The organism is Pseudomonas tremae, from assembly GCF_023278125.1.
GTDB classification, from domain to species: Bacteria; Pseudomonadota; Gammaproteobacteria; order Pseudomonadales; family Pseudomonadaceae; genus Aquipseudomonas; species Aquipseudomonas tremae.
Map to the genome: position 1 here is coordinate 5,089,003 of NZ_CP066270.1, position 15,914 is coordinate 5,104,916.

14 protein-coding genes are annotated in these 15,914 nt (G+C 59.2%); 8 read left to right on the forward strand and 6 right to left on the reverse strand.

From position 1 onward, the window contains the following. The 8 genes from I9H09_RS22915 to I9H09_RS22950 all read left to right on the forward strand — a co-directional run bounded on the left by I9H09_RS22915 (position 1) and on the right by I9H09_RS22950 (position 8,473). On the forward strand, positions 1 to 801 hold the full coding sequence (locus I9H09_RS22915; protein WP_005896519.1) for a carbon-nitrogen hydrolase family protein: 801 nt from the start codon (positions 1 to 3) through the stop codon (positions 799 to 801). 131 nt (positions 802 to 932) lie between these two features. Beyond that, a complete protein-coding gene (gene pqqF / locus I9H09_RS22920) occupies positions 933 to 3,263 on the forward strand; it encodes a pyrroloquinoline quinone biosynthesis protein PqqF (RefSeq protein ID WP_122346518.1) in 2,331 nt (776 codons plus the stop codon). 135 nt (positions 3,264 to 3,398) lie between these two features. Further along, complete coding sequence (gene pqqA / locus I9H09_RS22925; protein ID WP_003422658.1) at positions 3,399 to 3,473, forward strand: pyrroloquinoline quinone precursor peptide PqqA; 75 nt, start codon at positions 3,399 to 3,401, stop codon at positions 3,471 to 3,473. 86 nt (positions 3,474 to 3,559) lie between these two features. Then, complete coding sequence (gene pqqB / locus I9H09_RS22930) at positions 3,560 to 4,471, forward strand: pyrroloquinoline quinone biosynthesis protein PqqB (RefSeq protein WP_122346517.1); 912 nt, start codon at positions 3,560 to 3,562, stop codon at positions 4,469 to 4,471. 8 nt (positions 4,472 to 4,479) lie between these two features. Further along, on the forward strand, positions 4,480 to 5,235 hold the full coding sequence (pqqC, locus tag I9H09_RS22935; protein WP_236502244.1) for a pyrroloquinoline-quinone synthase PqqC: 756 nt from the start codon (positions 4,480 to 4,482) through the stop codon (positions 5,233 to 5,235). Continuing rightward, positions 5,232 to 5,516: a pyrroloquinoline quinone biosynthesis peptide chaperone PqqD gene (gene pqqD, locus I9H09_RS22940; RefSeq protein WP_005896508.1), complete on the forward strand. Its 285-nt coding sequence runs from the start codon at positions 5,232 to 5,234 to the stop codon at positions 5,514 to 5,516. Before pqqC ends, pqqD begins: the two co-directional genes overlap by 4 nt. Then, a complete protein-coding gene (gene pqqE / locus I9H09_RS22945; protein ID WP_054997536.1) occupies positions 5,509 to 6,678 on the forward strand; it encodes a pyrroloquinoline quinone biosynthesis protein PqqE in 1,170 nt (389 codons plus the stop codon). The genes pqqD and pqqE overlap by 8 nt, the downstream gene beginning before the upstream one ends. Continuing rightward, entirely contained in the window at positions 6,641 to 8,473 is a 1,833-nt protein-coding gene (locus tag I9H09_RS22950) for a S9 family peptidase (protein WP_122346516.1), read from the forward strand. The genes pqqE and I9H09_RS22950 overlap by 38 nt, the downstream gene beginning before the upstream one ends. Positions 8,474 to 8,514: 41 nt before the next feature. Here I9H09_RS22950 and I9H09_RS22955 read toward each other — a convergent pair whose 3' ends face one another. From I9H09_RS22955 to bioD, 6 genes are all read right to left on the reverse strand, one after another. After that, the gene (locus I9H09_RS22955; protein ID WP_002555565.1) at positions 8,515 to 8,676 is read right to left on the reverse strand and encodes a YqaE/Pmp3 family membrane protein; all 162 of its coding nucleotides are present in this window, start codon (positions 8,674 to 8,676) and stop codon (positions 8,515 to 8,517) included. Between the two features lie 387 nt (positions 8,677 to 9,063). Then, positions 9,064 to 10,842: an acyl-CoA dehydrogenase C-terminal domain-containing protein gene (locus I9H09_RS22960; protein WP_122346515.1), complete on the reverse strand. Its 1,779-nt coding sequence runs from the start codon at positions 10,840 to 10,842 to the stop codon at positions 9,064 to 9,066. Between the two features lie 168 nt (positions 10,843 to 11,010). Further along, positions 11,011 to 12,309 (reverse strand): GGDEF domain-containing protein, encoded by a 1,299-nt coding sequence (locus tag I9H09_RS22965; RefSeq protein WP_122346514.1) that lies wholly within the window; start codon positions 12,307 to 12,309, stop codon positions 11,011 to 11,013. A 319-nt stretch (positions 12,310 to 12,628) separates the two neighbouring features. After that, positions 12,629 to 14,434 (reverse strand): phenylacyl-CoA dehydrogenase, encoded by a 1,806-nt coding sequence (locus I9H09_RS22970; protein ID WP_122312037.1) that lies wholly within the window; start codon positions 14,432 to 14,434, stop codon positions 12,629 to 12,631. Positions 14,435 to 14,767: 333 nt separating this feature from the next. Beyond that, positions 14,768 to 15,064, reverse strand: a complete 297-nt coding sequence (locus I9H09_RS22975; RefSeq protein ID WP_024669206.1) for a hypothetical protein — start codon at positions 15,062 to 15,064, stop codon at positions 14,768 to 14,770. A 155-nt stretch (positions 15,065 to 15,219) separates the two neighbouring features. Next, positions 15,220 to 15,900 (reverse strand): dethiobiotin synthase, encoded by a 681-nt coding sequence (gene bioD / locus I9H09_RS22980; RefSeq protein ID WP_122312038.1) that lies wholly within the window; start codon positions 15,898 to 15,900, stop codon positions 15,220 to 15,222. Between the last annotated feature and the right edge of the window lie 14 nt (positions 15,901 to 15,914).

Consider the following 15,914-nt stretch of genomic DNA (forward strand, 5'->3'; position numbering starts at 1 on the left):
ATGCGCATTGCGCTGTATCAGTGCCCACCCTTGCCGCTGGACATCAGCGGCAACCTTAACAGGCTTGAACAACAGGCCATTGCCGCAGCCAGCCAAGGCGCGCAGGTGTTGATTTGTCCGGAGATGTTTCTGACCGGCTATAACATCGGCGCACGGGCAGTCGGCGAGCTGGCACAACCTTCTGATGGTTTGGCCGCAACGCGTATTGCCGCCATCGCTCAGGCAAACGGTATCGCGATTCTGTATGGGTACCCGGAGCGCGGTGCAAATGAACAGTTCTACAACGCTGTGCAACTGATCGACAGCCATGGCGTCAGGCTGTGCAACTACCGCAAGACGCACCTGTTCAGCGAGCTGGACAGGTCGATGTTCTCGGCGGGCGATGATCACTGTCCGGTGGTTGAGCTGAACGGCTGGCGACTGGGCCTGCTGATTTGCTACGACGTCGAATTTCCCGAAAACACCCGTCGTCTGGCGCTGGCGGGTGCCGAACTGATTCTGGTGCCGACAGCAAACATGGCGCCTTACGACTTTGTCTGTGACGTGACCGTGCGGGCACGGGCGTTCGAGAATCACTGTTACGTGGTGTACGCCAACTATTGCGGCAGCGAAGGCGAGATTCGTTACTGCGGGCTCAGCAGCCTCTGCGCCCCGGACGGCAGCCGGCCGGTATTGGCAGGCCAGGACGAAGCGCTGCTGGTCGGCACGCTGGACCGGGCACTGCTGAGCCAGGCCAGAACCGTGAATGACTATTTTGTTGATCGAAGGCCCGAGCTCTATGCGCCACTGACTCGAACCTGATGCTTGCGTTGCGGCACAAGCCTGCGACGCTCTGCGTCCGATCTTTGGCGTGTCTGAGCAGCACGCTCGCGAAACCGGTCGTTAATCCACTAGCATGATGCGCAGATTTTCACGCTTTTCCGGACCTTCTCATGCCTGCCCCCAACCCCGCTGACATAAGACGCCTAACGCTGGCCAACGGCCTGAACGTGGTGCTGTGTCATGAGGCGCGGCTCAAGCGCAGTGCGGCTTCGTTGCGTGTGGCGGTCGGCAGCCACGATGTGCCACAGGCGTGGCCGGGGCTGGCGCACTTTCTGGAACACCTGCTCTTCCTCGGCACCGAGCGTTTTCCGCAGAGGGAAAACCTGATGACGTTCGTGCAGCGGCACGGCGGGCAGGTCAACGCCAGCACCCGCGAGCGCACTACCGATTTTTTCTTCGAGCTGCCGCAGTCATGCTTTGCCCAAGGCCTGGAGCGCCTGTGTGACATGCTTGCCAAGCCGCGCATGGCGATGGCTGATCAGCGCCGCGAGCGCGAAGTGCTGCACGCAGAGTTCATCGCCTGGGTGGGTGATGCCGAAGCACGCGGTCAAATAAACCTGCTGTCGACGCTCAACCCTCAACATCCTTTGCGCGGCTTTCATGCCGGCAATCGCTACAGCCTGTCGGTCCCCAACCCCGCATTTCAACGCGCCCTCAAGGATTTTTTCCAGCGCTTTTATCAGGCCGGGCAGATGACCTTATGCCTGAGCGGGCCGCAATCGGTGGATGAACTGGAGGCGCTGGCACGAACCTGCGGCGCAATGTTCGCGAGCGGCGAACAGGCCCCTCGACTGCCGTCGCCGACGTTGATCGCCCCTTCGGCGAACCCTCGACAGGTCGAAGTTGAAAAACATCTGCTGTTCGCCTGCGAGGCTCTGCCGGACAAGGCTGACGAGGCAGCTGCGTTCCTCTGCCATTGGCTGAACGCCGCACAAGAGGGCGGGCTGGGCGCCGAACTGGTCAAACGAGGTCTGGCTGACTCATTAAATGCCACCGTGCTCTATCAGTTCGGTGACCAACTCTTACTCGACATCGAGTTCAAGGGCGCTGAGGCAGACGCCACTGCCCGCAACGCGCTGTTTTTCAGCTGGCTTGAATTCTTCAGCGCCCACTGGCCTGCATTGGTCGAGGAATATCAAAGCGTTCAGCAGCGGCGTCTGCAAACAGGCAGTGCATTGGCGCTGGCGCATCATTACTGCCGCGAAACCCCTTGCCGGCTGAGCGAGCAAGGCGCGGTAGCCTTGAGCGTATTGCTGGACCAACTCAGCGCCACTGCGCAGGTCAACATGGCGGTGCTGGAAAGCCTGAAAGATGCAGCGCTGCGGTGGCAACTGCCGACACCCAACCCATTCCTCGGGCCAACGCCAAACGACAATGCCGAGGCCGCGGTTTACCTGCGTTGGACGTTGCCGTCCCCGCAGCCTGCGCTGTGGCGAATGCTCGATGCCCGGCTAAAACGACTGACCGAGGACGCACGACAAGCCGGTGTGCTTTTGACATTCAGCGCTTACGGCTCCTTTTGGCAGCTCCAGCTCAACGGGTTGCGGGAACCAATGGCGGCGGTAATCGAACACTGCATGCGCCAACTGCATCCTTTAGACGACGAGACGCTGGCTTCGGCAAAGCAATATGAGGAGCCCGCACAGATTCCGATTCGCCAGTTGCTCAAGCGGCTTGCCGATCATTACCTGACCAGCGACACAGCGCAGCCGGCACACTACCTCAAAACCATCTGGGCACACTCACGCTGGATCAGTTTCGTCAGCGGGTTCTGCCCGTCCAGCCTGCCGCCGATGAACGTCGAGCTGAGTAACGCGCCAGGCAGTCGTCAAGATGGGTCAGTGGCGTTGCCAGCCGTCACCGCCGGCAAGCGCTGGGTCGCCGAGGCATGCCCTTCGCCCGAAGCCGCGGTGCTGGTGTTCTGCCCTGCACCAACGGCGTCCATTGAAGATGAAGCCGCATGGCGCCTGCTTGCGCACCTGCTGCAAGCCCCGTTCTATCAGCGATTGCGGGTCGAATTGCAGCTGGGCTACGCCGTGTTCAGTAGCGTCAGGCAGATCGCGGGAAGGACTGGATTGCTATTCGGTGTACAGTCGCCCACCTGCAGCGCCGAACAGCTTGTTCAGCACATAGAAGCCTTCATCGATGAGCTGCCGGAGCTGATTCGCAGCATCGACCTGCCTGCGCAGATCCAGGCTCTGTCAGCGCAATTCGACTCATCGAGCATGCCCGACCAGCAGCAGGCAGACATGCAATGGCACGCATGCCTCGCCGGGCATGAGGGCGATCACCTGAGCGCATTGCAAAGTGCGCTGTCAAATCTGGATACACACTTGTTGCTGGCTGCCGCAAAACAATTGAAACACGCTGTCGGCGGCTGGCTCATTGTGGCCAACAGCCCTGTTTCCGAGGTCGTTGCTCGATCCTTACCTGAACAGTAAGGGTCTTTGGTGAATATTCCGGCCCTGCTTAATTGTGAAAATGAGTAAGATAGCTCCCTAAGCATCTGAACGTATGGCGTCAGCCACGCACTAAGATGTAGTCACACACCGCCGCACTTATCCGAGGAGATTTTTATGTCGTGGACTAAACCTGCTTACACTGATCTGCGTATCGGTTTCGAAGTCACCATGTACTTCGCAAGCCGTTGATTTCAGTGCGCTGTGAAGCCTCGGTTCGCCGGGGCTTTTTTTATGGTTATGGCTGTTTTTTATTTTTGTGTACCAGGGGAGCTGACATGTACATCCAGATTCTAGGTTCCGCTGCGGGCGGCGGGTTCCCTCAATGGAACTGCAACTGCGTCAATTGCGCAGGTTTCCGTGACGGTAGCCTGCGGGCACAGGCGCGGACCCAGTCGTCCATTGCGCTGTCCGACGACGGCGTGAACTGGGTGCTGTGCAATGCCTCCCCTGACATTCGTGAGCAACTGCAGGGCTTTGCGCCCATGCAACCTGGACGAGCGCTGCGCGATACCGGCATCAGCGCCATCGTGCTGATGGACAGCCAGATCGATCACACCACTGGCCTGCTCAGCCTGCGCGAGGGCTGTCCGCATCAGGTGTGGTGTACCGAAATGGTGCACGAGGACCTGAGCACCGGTTTCCCGTTGTTCGAGATGCTCAAGCACTGGAACGGCGGCCTGGACTGGAACCGCATCGAGCTGCACGGCAGCTTCGTGATCCCGGCCTGCCCGAACCTGCGCTTCACGCCCTTCCCGCTGCGCAGCGCCGCGCCACCCTATTCGCCGCACCGTTTCGACCCGCATCCAGGCGATAACATCGGCTTGCTGGTCGAAGACACGCGCACTGGCGGCAAGCTGTTCTACGCACCGGGGCTGGGCAAGGTCGACGAAGCGTTGGCCGATAAAATGCGCGACGCAGACTGCCTGCTGGTCGACGGCACGATGTGGGACGACGATGAAATGCAACGCCGTGGCGTCGGCACGCGCACAGGCCGGGAGATGGGCCATCTGGCGCAGAGCGGCCCTGGCGGCATGCTCGAAGTGCTGGAAGGCTTCCCGCAGCAGCGCAAGGTGCTTATCCACATCAACAACACCAACCCGATTCTCGACGAAGACTCCCCACAGCGCGCCGAACTGGTTCGTCGCAACGTCGAAGTCGCCTACGACGGCATGAGCATCGAGCTTTAGGAACCGACATGAGCCAGACGACTGCACTGTCCCCTGCTGAATTCGAACAGGCCCTGCGTGCCAAAGGCGCGTATTACCACATTTATCACCCGTTTCATGTGGCGATGTACGAAGGCCGCGCCACCCGTGAGCAGATTCAGGGCTGGGTTGCCAACCGCTTCTACTATCAGGTGAACATCCCGCTCAAGGACGCAGCGATTCTGGCCAACTGCCCGGATCGCGAGATTCGTCGCGAGTGGATTCAGCGCCTGCTCGATCACGACGGCGCCCCCGGTGAAGATGGTGGCATCGAAGCCTGGCTGCGCCTCGGTGAGGCCGTCGGCCTGGACCCGGATCAATTGCGCTATCAGGAGCTGGTGCTGCCGGGCGTGCGCTTTGCCGTCGATGCCTACGTGAACTTCGCCCGCCGCGCCAACTGGCAGGAGGCCGCCAGCAGCTCGCTGACCGAACTGTTCGCGCCGCAGATCCACCAGTCGCGACTGGACAGCTGGCCGCAGCATTACCCGTGGATTGATCCGACAGGCTATGAATATTTCCGCACCCGCCTGGGTCAGGCCCGGCGCGATGTGGAACATGGCCTCGCCATCACGTTACAGCACTACACTACCTATGAAGGCCAGCAGCGCATGCTGGAAATCCTGCAGTTCAAACTCGACATTCTGTGGAGCATGCTCGATGCCATGTCCATGGCCTACGAATTGAATCGCCCGCCGTATCACAGCGTCACAGACCAAAGGGTCTGGCATAAGGGGATTACGCCATGAAGCACGATCCGGCTTTTCGAGCCCTTACTCCGAAGTGGCACCAAGGCTATCGTTTTCAGTACGAGCCGGCGCAAAAAGCGCATGTGGTGCTTTATCCGGAAGGCATGATCAAGCTCAATGAAAGCGCGGCGCTGATCGCCGGGCTGATCGATGGACAGCGAACGACCGCCGTCATCATTGATGAGCTTCATCAGCAATTCCCCAATGTCCCCGAGCTGGGAATGGACGTCGACGAGTTCATGGAAGGCGCCAGAAAGAAAAACTGGATCGATCTTGTCTGACATCGTGCCTGTGATGAACAGCCCCTACATACCGCCCACGCCCGAGGTCGGCCTGCCACTGTGGCTGCTCGCCGAGCTGACCTATCGCTGCCCGCTGCAATGCCCGTATTGCTCCAACCCGCTGGACTTCGCAAAACAGGGCCAGGAGTTGACCACCGAGCAGTGGTTCAAGGTCATGCAGGAAGCACGCGAAATGGGCGCGGCGCAAATCGGCTTTTCCGGGGGCGAGCCGCTGGTGCGTCAGGACCTTGCCGAGCTGATCGCCGAAGCCCGACGTCTTGGTTTCTATACCAATCTGATCACCTCGGGCATCGGCCTCACAGAAGAAAAGATCATCGCTTTCAAGGAGGCTGGCCTGGACCATATCCAGATCAGCTTTCAGGCCAGTGACGAGCAGGTGAACAACATGCTCGCCGGCTCGAAGAAAGCCTTCGCCCAGAAGCTGGAAATGGCCAAGGCGGTGAAAAAGCACGGCTACCCGATGGTCCTGAACTTCGTGACCCACCGGCACAACATCGACCGGATCGACAAAATAATCGAGCTGTGTCTGGCACTGGAGGCTGACTTCGTCGAACTGGCGACCTGTCAGTTTTACGGCTGGGCGCATTTGAACCGTGTCGGCCTGCTGCCGACCAGGGATCAACTGGTACGCGCTGAAGCGGTCACTAACCAATACCGTGACCAACTGGCTGCGCAAAACCATCCGTGCAAGCTGATCTTCGTCACCCCCGACTATTACGAAGAGCGTCCCAAAGCCTGCATGAACGGCTGGGGCAATATTTTCCTGACAGTGACGCCAGATGGCACCGCCCTGCCGTGTCATGGCGCGCGGCAGATGCCGATCCAGTTTCCCAATGTGCGCGATCACAGCATGCAGCACATCTGGTACGACTCGTTCGGCTTCAACCGCTTTCGCGGCTACGACTGGATGCCCGAGCCATGCCGCTCGTGCGACGAGAAGGAAAAGGACTTCGGCGGCTGTCGCTGCCAAGCCTTCATGCTGACCGGGGATGCTGCCAATGCCGACCCGGTGTGCAGCAAATCCTATCACCACGGGATCATCACTCAGGCTCGCGACGAGTCGGAAACCGCTACTCAAACCATTGAAGAGCTGGCCTTTCGCAATGACCGAAACTCACGACTCATCGCAAAATCCTCTTGAACCCCTGACCGCTGCTCAAGCGGTTGCAGCGGGTATCGACTTCGCCGAGCTGGACGTCAGTTCGGCCGGTCTGTTCTGGAACGAATATCGCCCCGAAGACGGCGCCAGCCGCATCTGGCACTGGTACGCGAACAGCAAACGCTGCCTGACGCCACAAGGCTTCAGCGTTCGCAGCCGGGTCTATGAATATGGCGGCGGCTCGTTCTGTCTGGCTGACGACACCGTTGTGTTCGTCAATGAACGCGATCAGCAGCTGTATCGACAGGCGCTTGATGCGAGCGAGCCAGTGGCGCTGACCCAGGGCGACAAGCGCTACGGCGGCCTGTTCTTCGGCAACGGGCAGATCCTCGCCGTCGAAGAAGACCACAACACCCACCGATTGGTCGCCATTGACCTCGCTGACGGGCAGCGTCATTTGCTGGCCGAGGGCGCTGACTTCTACTCGTCACCGCTCATAAGCGCCGATGGCCAGCGCCTGGCCTGGGTCGAATGGCAGCGCCCGCACCAGCCGTGGACCCGTACCCGACTGATGTGCGCAGAGAAGCAGGACGACGGCCACTGGGCCAGCGCCTTGTGTGTCGCCGGTGACGGCGCTGAAGAGTCCTTGCAGCAGCCACGCTTTGATGCGCAAGGCCACCTGCATTGCCTGACTGACCGTGCCGGCTTCTGGCAGCCGTGGAGCGAGTCGCCTTCAGGATTTACAGCGTTGCCTGCCGTGTCGGCCGATCATGCTTCCGCGCCTTGGCAACTGGGCAGCTGCACTTGGCTGCCGATCAACGAAGGTTATCTGGCCAGTTGGGCGCAGGACGGCTCTTGGGTATTGGGGCTGTGTGAGGCTGACGGTTCATGCGCTGATTTCAGCGCCGGCTATAGCCGCTTCCGCAGCCTGGCCGTGGACGAAGAGTTCATTTATTGCATTGCCGCTTCGGCGCTCAGCACATCGGCGGTGCTGGCCATATCGCGTAGCGACGCCAGCGTGCAGGTTCTCGCGGGGGGTGGGTCTCCCTTGCCTGCCGAACAGATCAGTCACCCGCAAGCGCTGCGCTACCCCAGCGGCGGTTCTGAAGCTTACGGTTACTTTTACCCAGCCATGAACGGCGTCGAACATCCCCCGCTGGTGGTGTTCATCCACGGCGGCCCTACTTCGGCCTGTTACCCGGTGCTGGACCCACGCATTCAGTACTGGGCACATCGCGGTTTCGCCGTTGCAGACCTGAACTACCGCGGCAGCAGTGGCTATGGCCGTGACTATCGGCAGAGCCTGCACCTGAACTGGGGGGTGGCCGATGTGGAAGATGCCTGCGCAGTGGTCGCACACCTTGCCGAACGTGGCTTGATCGACCCGCAGAAGGCATTCATACGCGGCGGCAGCGCGGGCGGTTACACAACCCTGTGCGCACTGGCCTTTCTGGATGTGTTTCGTGCCGGGGCAAGCCTTTACGGGGTCAGCGACCCTGTGGCACTGGCCAAGGCCACGCATAAGTTCGAGGGTGATTACCTGGACTGGCTGATTGGCGATCCGGAAAAGGACATCGAGCGCTATGAAGCCCGCACACCGTTGTTACACGCGGACAACATCAGTGTGCCCGTCATTTTCTTTCAGGGCGAACTGGATGCGGTGGTTGTACCGGAGCAGACCCGAGCCATGCTCAAGGCCTTGCAGGACAATGGCTTGAAGGCTGAGGGGCATTTTTATCCGGACGAGCATCATGGTTTCCGCAAGGCGGCTAACCTGGCAGATGCGCTGGAGAAGGAATGGAAGTTTTACCGGGATGTACTTGATGGAGCCGATTGATCGCTCCTGCTGAAGGAACGATCAACCCATGCGCCGGGGTGTTATTTACGCGAGACGATGATGTAGATCGCGTGGATGATGCCCGGGATGTAACCCAGCAGGGTCAGCAGGATATTCAGCCAGAAAGCGCCAGCAAAGCCGACCTGCATGAACACGCCGACCGGCGGCAGCAGAATGGCGAAGATTATACGAATGATGTCCATGAAATGCTCCTGAGTGATTGGCTCTAAATGGCCATACAGCTAATCGACCCTGGCCATCGGTGAGGGTTCAACCGGCTCTGGCAAGACGCCATTGTTTTCAGGAGTGTTTTACTGCGATCAGCCCTATACCCAATGGCTGTAAAAGAAGCCTGCGCCAGCCTATAAAACGCAGACAAAGAAAACCCCTCCGAAGCGAGGTTTTCCAGACTGTTTCCCTGATTTCCTTTTCACCCCACCGTCCTGGCAGGCTTCCCTACGTGTCCCTGTTATGTCTTGTTGCGCGTCCTGCGCTACGTCCATGAACAAAGATTAACTTTGGATCCCTTTCGTGGGAAGAGGCTAATTGGCGACACGTAGTGTAAGCAAATGCTTACACTCATTTCTCAGTCAGAATTGTGATGCTTCCAGCAGAAACAGGGACTCGCTGCCTGCGCGTACCGATGCATCGAGCGAATGAATACGCGGCAGCAGGCGCGCAAAATAGAAGCGCGCGGTGCCCAGTTTGCTCGCGTAAAACGCTTCCTGCTGTTCTTTACCCAAAGCCGCCTTGGCCATCATTGCCCACATGTAGGCGTAGGCGGTGTAGCCGAACAGGTGCAGGTATTCGACAGACGCGGCGCCGATTTCATTGGGGTTACTGCGCGAGCGGTCAAGCACCCAGGCGGTCAGCTCGTCCAGCATGTTCAGCGCAGACGTCAAAGGCCGGACAAACTCGCCAAGCGAGCTCTCGGAACTATCGATGAACTGACGCACTTCATCCGAGAAGACCTGATAGAACGCGCCGTTCGACCCGACAATCTTGCGACCGACCAAGTCCAGCGCCTGGATGCCGTTGGTGCCTTCGTAGATCTGCGTGATGCGCACATCGCGCACCAGTTGCTCCTGCCCCCACTCCCGAATATAACCGTGACCGCCGAATACCTGCTGGCCGTGGACCGTGGTTTCCAGGCCGATATCGCTCAAAAAGGCTTTGGCGACCGGAGTCAGCAGCGCCACCAGATCGTCGGCACGCTTGCGCGCAACTTCGTCCGGGCTGAACTTGGCGATATCCAGTTGCAGGGCAACATAGCTGGAGAACGCCCGACCACCTTCGTTGAACGCCTTCATCGTCAGCAGCATGCGTCGCACATCCGGGTGGACGATGATCGGGTCAGCAGCTTTTTCCTTGTTTTGCGCGCCGGTCGGCGCACGGCTCTGCAGGCGATCAAGGGCGTATTCGACAGCGTTCTGATAAGACTGCACGCCAGACGCCAGGCCTTGAATGCCCACACCGAGACGCTCGTAATTCATCATGGTGAACATTGCCGCCAGGCCCTTGTTGGGCTCACCGATCAGGTAACCGACGGCGTCGTCGAAGTTCATCACGCAGGTCGCAGACGCCTGAATACCCATCTTGTGTTCGATGGAGCCACAACTGACGGTGTTGCGCGAACCGACGCTGCCATCGTCACCCACCATGAACTTGGGCACCAGAAACAACGAGATACCTTTAGGGCCAGCCGGAGCGTCAGGCAGCTTGGCCAGCACGAGATGGATGATGTTCTCGGTCAGGTCGTGTTCACCACCTGTAATGAAAATCTTGCTGCCGGTGATCGTGTAGGTGCCGTCCGCTTGTGGCTCGGCTCTGGTGCGGATCATGCCGAGGTCTGTGCCTGCATGTGCCTCGGTCAGGCACATGGAGCCGGCCCAGGCGCCCGAATACATGTTGGGCAGGAATTTGGCCTTGAGTGCTTCGGTGGCATGGGTGTCGATCGACACGCACGCCCCGGAGGTCAACATCGCGTACAGACCAAAGGCAAGACTGGCGGAGTTGATCATTTCCTCGACCTGAGCCGAGACCACCTTGGGCATGCCCATGCCGCCGAACGCGGGGTTTCCGCCAACGCCGACCCAGCCACCTTCGGCATAGGTCCGATAGGCTTGCGGATACCCCGCCGGCGTAGTCACGACGGTGTCATTCCAGTGACAGCCCTCCTCGTCGCCGTTGCGGCTCAGCGGGGCAATGGTCTTGCTGGTGACTTTGCCGGCTTCTTCGAGAATGGCGTCGACCGTTTCCGCGTCGACTGATTCAGCCAGCTCGGGCAGCTGTGCCCAGAGTCTGGAGACCTCGAACACTTCATTGAGGACGAAGCGCATATCGCGCAGTGGCGCTTTGTAGTCAGCCATGGCAAACCTCGTGAACACGTAACGAGAAACAGTGGGAGGCTGGTCGATGCGTGCAAATACGACGATCAGCTACCGGGTTTCACGAGTCTACCCGAACAACATTTCAGACACATAGGGTCGTGTCATGACTCGATGGTCATAACAGGTCACGGCTTTATAAGGTGTTGATCAGTTCGTTGCACTCGGAGTACGCACGGCGCCACGTCGATTCAGGTGTTCATGGGAGACGACACAGTTGCGCCCCGCCCCCTTGGCCGCGTAAAGCGCCTGGTCAGCGCATTTGAGCACCTCTTCAGGCGTGCAATGTTCGGGTTGGCGTTCGGCAACACCGATACTGACCGTTACCGACACACTGCCTGCCTGAGCACCGTTGCGTCGCTGGCGGCCTTGCTGATAGTCCTGAGGACGGCTGTCCTTGTTGCGCAACTGGATCTCGTAAGTGGCAATGGCTTCGCGAATGGCTTCCAGGTGCGGCAGGCACTCCTCAATGGTTTTGGCCGCAAAGACAATGGCGAACTCTTCCCCGCCATAGCGATAGGCCTTGCCGCCGCCATTGGTGATTTTCGACAGTTTGCTGGCCACCAGCCGCAGCACCTGATCTCCTACATCGTGACCATGTGTGTCGTTGAATTTCTTGAAGTGATCGACGTCGCTCATTGCCAGAACATAATTGCGCCCCAGACGCTGCATGCGCTCATTGAGTGCCCGACGGCCTGGCAGCCCTGTGAGTTCGTCGCGAAAGGCCATCTGGTAAGCCTCGTGAGCGACGGCAGCAGCAATCATCAGCATGACCTGACTGCAAAGAATATTCAGCGTGAACGGCAGAATGAAGGTTTTGGGCAGCGCCCAGAACAGCCCCAGCAGACCGACGATCTGCGCGGCGTGCAGCGGTCGCGGTTTTTCCAGGTACTGCCAGATCAGCACCGCGAACGACATTAGAAACATCGCGTAGGACAACTGGATCAGACTCATCCACGAGCCATGCAATGCAGGCCAGCGGATGTCCGCCAGCCAGGCTTGCAGTTCGACCGGATAACTTTGCTCAAGCCCCACTGCCACGCCGCCCAGGGCCACCATTACCGCGAGACGCGCGACCATGTCCTGAAACAGATGAGTGCGTTCCTCCCACGCCGCGTAAAGCCCGAACAGCACCGGCAACAGCAGGCACACCAGATGGAAGATGACTGCGGCATCGTCACGGACCTTGCCGTTGTCGCGGTAGAAGTCGGTCTGGGTATCAAGCAGGTAATAGGCGATGTAGACGGTGAGCATCAGGAACAGCTCGCGCTGCCGACGATAGACACAGCAATACGCACCGCCCAACAGCAAAACCAGAGTGGGCAGCACATTGAACAGAGAGGTGAAGAAGACGTTCAGGTCCTTTACATACGCAGCCGCAAGCCCCGCCACCAGCAATGCCAGTGAGGGCAGAAAATGACTCAGGCGTGCAGCTGATGGACGCAACAAAAAAACAATCTCCTGCCCAAGGACGAATCGATGTCATTGTGCCTTCATCCGGCGAACAATGCATTCAGCAGGATCAACAAACGAGCTACTTCTGTAACGGCAGGAGAGTGGAAATGTTTATTGCGTGATCCTCTAACGCGCTTCTTGGCGCTCTACCGCCGCACCTCTGCGCCGCACCACAACTCAAGACCGCACGCAGAGCGTTCCCACGCAGGAGCCCGAAGAACGAGTTCGCTGAGTCGCATTAGCCGCTACAAACGCAGCCCAAAAAAAAGCCGCCTGATCAGCGATCAGGCGGCTTGGTTGACTGACGGAGGGCTCAGTAAGCCAGACCGAAGTCTTCTTCCTTCATGTCCATCAGGTTACCGGCGCCCGACAGGATGGCGGCAACGTGGGTACGGGTGCGCGGCAGGATGCGCTGGAAGTAGAAGCGTGCAGTCTGGATCTTGGCGCGGTAGAACGCCTCGTCCGACGTACCGGCTGCGAGCTTCTCAGCGGCCAGACGCGCCATGTCGGCCCAGAAGTACGCCAGGCAGGCATAGCCGGAATACATGATGTAATCCACCGAAGCAGCGCCCACTTCTTCACGGTCCTTCATTGCAGCCATGCCCACTTTCAGAGTCAGGTCGCCCCACTCCTTGTTCAGCGCAGCCAACGGGGTGACGAATTCCTGAACGGCTTCGTTGCCTTCATTGCACTGGCAGAACTTGTGTACGATTTTGGTGAAACCCTTCAGTGCTTCGCCTTGGGTCATCAGCACCTTGCGGCCCAGCAAATCGAGTGCCTGGATACCCGTGGTGCCTTCGTACAGCATCGAAATACGGCTGTCGCGAACGTTCTGTTCCATGCCCCACTCGGCGATGAAGCCGTGACCACCGTAGATCTGCACGCCATGGTTGGCGGCTTCAAAGCCCACTTCAGTCATGAATGCCTTGGCAATCGGCGTCATGAACGCCAGCAGCGCGTCGGCGGCTTTCTTCTTCTCGGGGTCTTCGCTGTACTTGACGATGTCGACCTGCTTGGCGGTGAAGTACACCATCGCGCGGGTGCCTTCGGCGAAGGCTTTCATGGTCAGCAGCATGCGCCGCACGTCAGGGTGGACGATGATCGGGTCAGCCGACTTTTCCGGCGCTTTCGGGCCGGTCAGGGAACGCATTTGCAGACGGTCACGGGCGTATTTCAGGCCGCCCTGAAAAGCCACTTCGGCATGCGCCAGGCCTTGCAATGCGGTGCCCAGACGCGCGGTGTTCATGAACGTGAACATGCAGTTCAGGCCCTTGTTCGGCGGGCCGATCAGGTAGCCGGTAGCACCGTCGAAGTTCATCACGCAGGTTGCGTTGCCGTGGATGCCCATCTTGTGTTCGATCGAACCGCAATTGACTGCGTTGCGCTCGCCGATGCCGCCATCAGCAGCCGAGATGAACTTGGGCACGATGAACAGGGAAATGCCTTTGGTGCCTGCAGGCGCATCCGGCAGACGGGCCAGCACGATGTGGACGATGTTATCGGCCATGTCGTGCTCACCGGCGGAAATGAAAATCTTGGTGCCGGTGACCTTATAGGTGCCGTCCGCCTGTGGCTCGGCCCTGGTGCGCAACATGCCCAGGTCGGTGCCGCAATGCGACTCGGTCAGGCACATGGTGCCGGTCCATTCGCCGGACACCAGCTTGGTCAAGTAGGCCTCCTGCTGCTCGGGGGTGCCGTGCTCCGAGATCGTGTTCATCGCGCCATGAGACAGGCCCGGGTACATGCCCCACGACCAGTTGGCTTCGCCGACCATCTCGCTGACTGCAAGACCGAGAGACTCCGGCAGACCCTGGCCACCGTGCGCCAGATCGTGTGCCAGACTCGGCCAGCCGCCCTCGACAAACTGCTTGTAGGCCTGCTTGAAACCGGACGGCGTCTTCACGCCCGACTCGCTCCAGGTGCAGCCTTCGGTATCACCCACGCGGTTCAGCGGGGCCAGCACCTGCTCACAGAACTTGGCGCCCTCTTCAAGAATGGCGTCGACCATGTCCGGCGTGGCGTCGTGGCAAGCGGGCAGACTTTGATAGTGCGCTTCATAACCGAGCAGCTCGTCGCGGACGAAACGAATATCACGCAAGGGGGCCTTGTAGTCAGGCATAGCGATAAACCTCTGCTGATGAATCCTGGAACGAATGACCGGACGGTCGCCGAGAACAGAGCCTCAAGCACCAGACAATCTCGCATGCCTTGCGGTCAAACAGGTGTTTGAAACATACGTTTACGCCTAAACCTTGTCAATAGCGAACCACGCACCATTCGTCCAAGGCATTGACCGACCGCGCAGGCACAGGCATGCAGCGCAGAAAAAAGCGTAACGAGAGGTTAGTTGGGGCGAAGAGAACAGCGCGGGCGATACAGCGCAGTGATAGCGGGGGATTCAGCCGATGACGCCGCGCGGTATTGGTACCACGCGGGTTCTTTGAGCGGAATATTAAGCGTAAGTGTCGATCAGCGTACCGAGCGCTTCGTTGCTTGCTCTTTGAGCTGCAAGGCCGGCCTCGAACTGATTTTTGCCTGCTGCGAGCTCGACAATATTGCCAGGCAGATCCGAGCGCTGGCTGCGATCGACAGAACGAAGGTTTTCGAGCTGGAAGTCCGATGACTGGCTTCGGCCCGCCACTTCGACATTGGTGCTGGCGATCTGGGTGGCCGCCTGATCCACACGTCCCTGCCCGACCTGCATGGCGCTCAAGCCTGGGTAGAGGGTGTTGTTCATGGTGATTTGCATAAGCCGATCCTCAGTTCAAAAAAAATGAACATCTGCATTGAACCAGCATTTGCTCAGGAATACTCGACAAACAGACTAATGGCACTAGGCCTCACGATAGACTGAGCCTTTGAAATCGGAAAAGACCCTTGTCTGTCAGGAACATAGCAACGCTGTCAGCAGAGCTTCCCGATATCAAGATATAGCGCCACGTTTTCGGCGCTGGCCGTGTCCAGACGAGGGACACGCCCCAGGCACGGAGCGGGCAAGCGCTCGACCAGCGTGGCAAGGTTTTCCTCAAGCCGCGCCGTCTCAGGGTCGATGATATTGGCCACCCAGCCCGCGAGATGCAGACCGTCGCGGGCAATGGCTTCGGCGGTCAGTACGGCATGATTGATACAGCCCAGACGCACGCCCACCACCAGAATCACCGGCAAACCCAAGGCAATGGCCAGATCGGAAAGATTGCTCTGCCCATCCAGCGGAACACGCCAGCCACCTGCACCTTCAATCAAGGTGAAGTCAGCCTGTTTATCGAGAATGTGGCGCATCGGCGTTAACAAGGAATCAACGGTCAGTGTAACCCCCGCCTCGCGTGCGGCCAGATGTGGAGCAATCGCTGGCTCCAGCGCCAGCGGGTTGACCTCATCGTAATCCAGCGCAAGTGAACACTCGGCCTGCAACGCCAGCGCGTCGGAATTGCGCAGCCCCTGCGCGCTCTTCACACAGCCGGACGCGACAGGCTTGCCCGCAGCCGTACTCAGGCCACTCAGCCGGGCAGCGCACAGCAGACCCGCTGCCACTGTGGTTTTACCCGCATCGGTGTCTGTTCCGGTTACAAAATAAGCAACACTCATCCTGGAAACCTTTC

What these genes read in the sequence shown, in the direction of transcription:
- I9H09_RS22915 (WP_005896519.1), top strand. Translation starts at nt 1, where the DNA reads ATGCGCATTGCGCTGTATCAGTGCCCACCCTTGCCGCTGGACATCAGC.
- pqqF (WP_122346518.1), top strand. Translation starts at nt 933, where the DNA reads ATGCCTGCCCCCAACCCCGCTGACATAAGACGCCTAACGCTGGCCAAC.
- pqqB (WP_122346517.1), top strand. Translation starts at nt 3,560, where the DNA reads ATGTACATCCAGATTCTAGGTTCCGCTGCGGGCGGCGGGTTCCCTCAA.
- pqqC (WP_236502244.1), top strand. Translation starts at nt 4,480, where the DNA reads ATGAGCCAGACGACTGCACTGTCCCCTGCTGAATTCGAACAGGCCCTG.
- pqqD (WP_005896508.1), top strand. Translation starts at nt 5,232, where the DNA reads ATGAAGCACGATCCGGCTTTTCGAGCCCTTACTCCGAAGTGGCACCAA.
- I9H09_RS22950 (WP_122346516.1), top strand. Translation starts at nt 6,641, where the DNA reads ATGACCGAAACTCACGACTCATCGCAAAATCCTCTTGAACCCCTGACC.
- I9H09_RS22955 (WP_002555565.1), bottom strand. Translation starts at nt 8,676, where the DNA reads ATGGACATCATTCGTATAATCTTCGCCATTCTGCTGCCGCCGGTCGGC.
- I9H09_RS22960 (WP_122346515.1), bottom strand. Translation starts at nt 10,842, where the DNA reads ATGGCTGACTACAAAGCGCCACTGCGCGATATGCGCTTCGTCCTCAAT.
- I9H09_RS22970 (WP_122312037.1), bottom strand. Translation starts at nt 14,434, where the DNA reads ATGCCTGACTACAAGGCCCCCTTGCGTGATATTCGTTTCGTCCGCGAC.
- I9H09_RS22975 (WP_024669206.1), bottom strand. Translation starts at nt 15,064, where the DNA reads ATGCAAATCACCATGAACAACACCCTCTACCCAGGCTTGAGCGCCATG.
- bioD (WP_122312038.1), bottom strand. Translation starts at nt 15,900, where the DNA reads ATGAGTGTTGCTTATTTTGTAACCGGAACAGACACCGATGCGGGTAAA.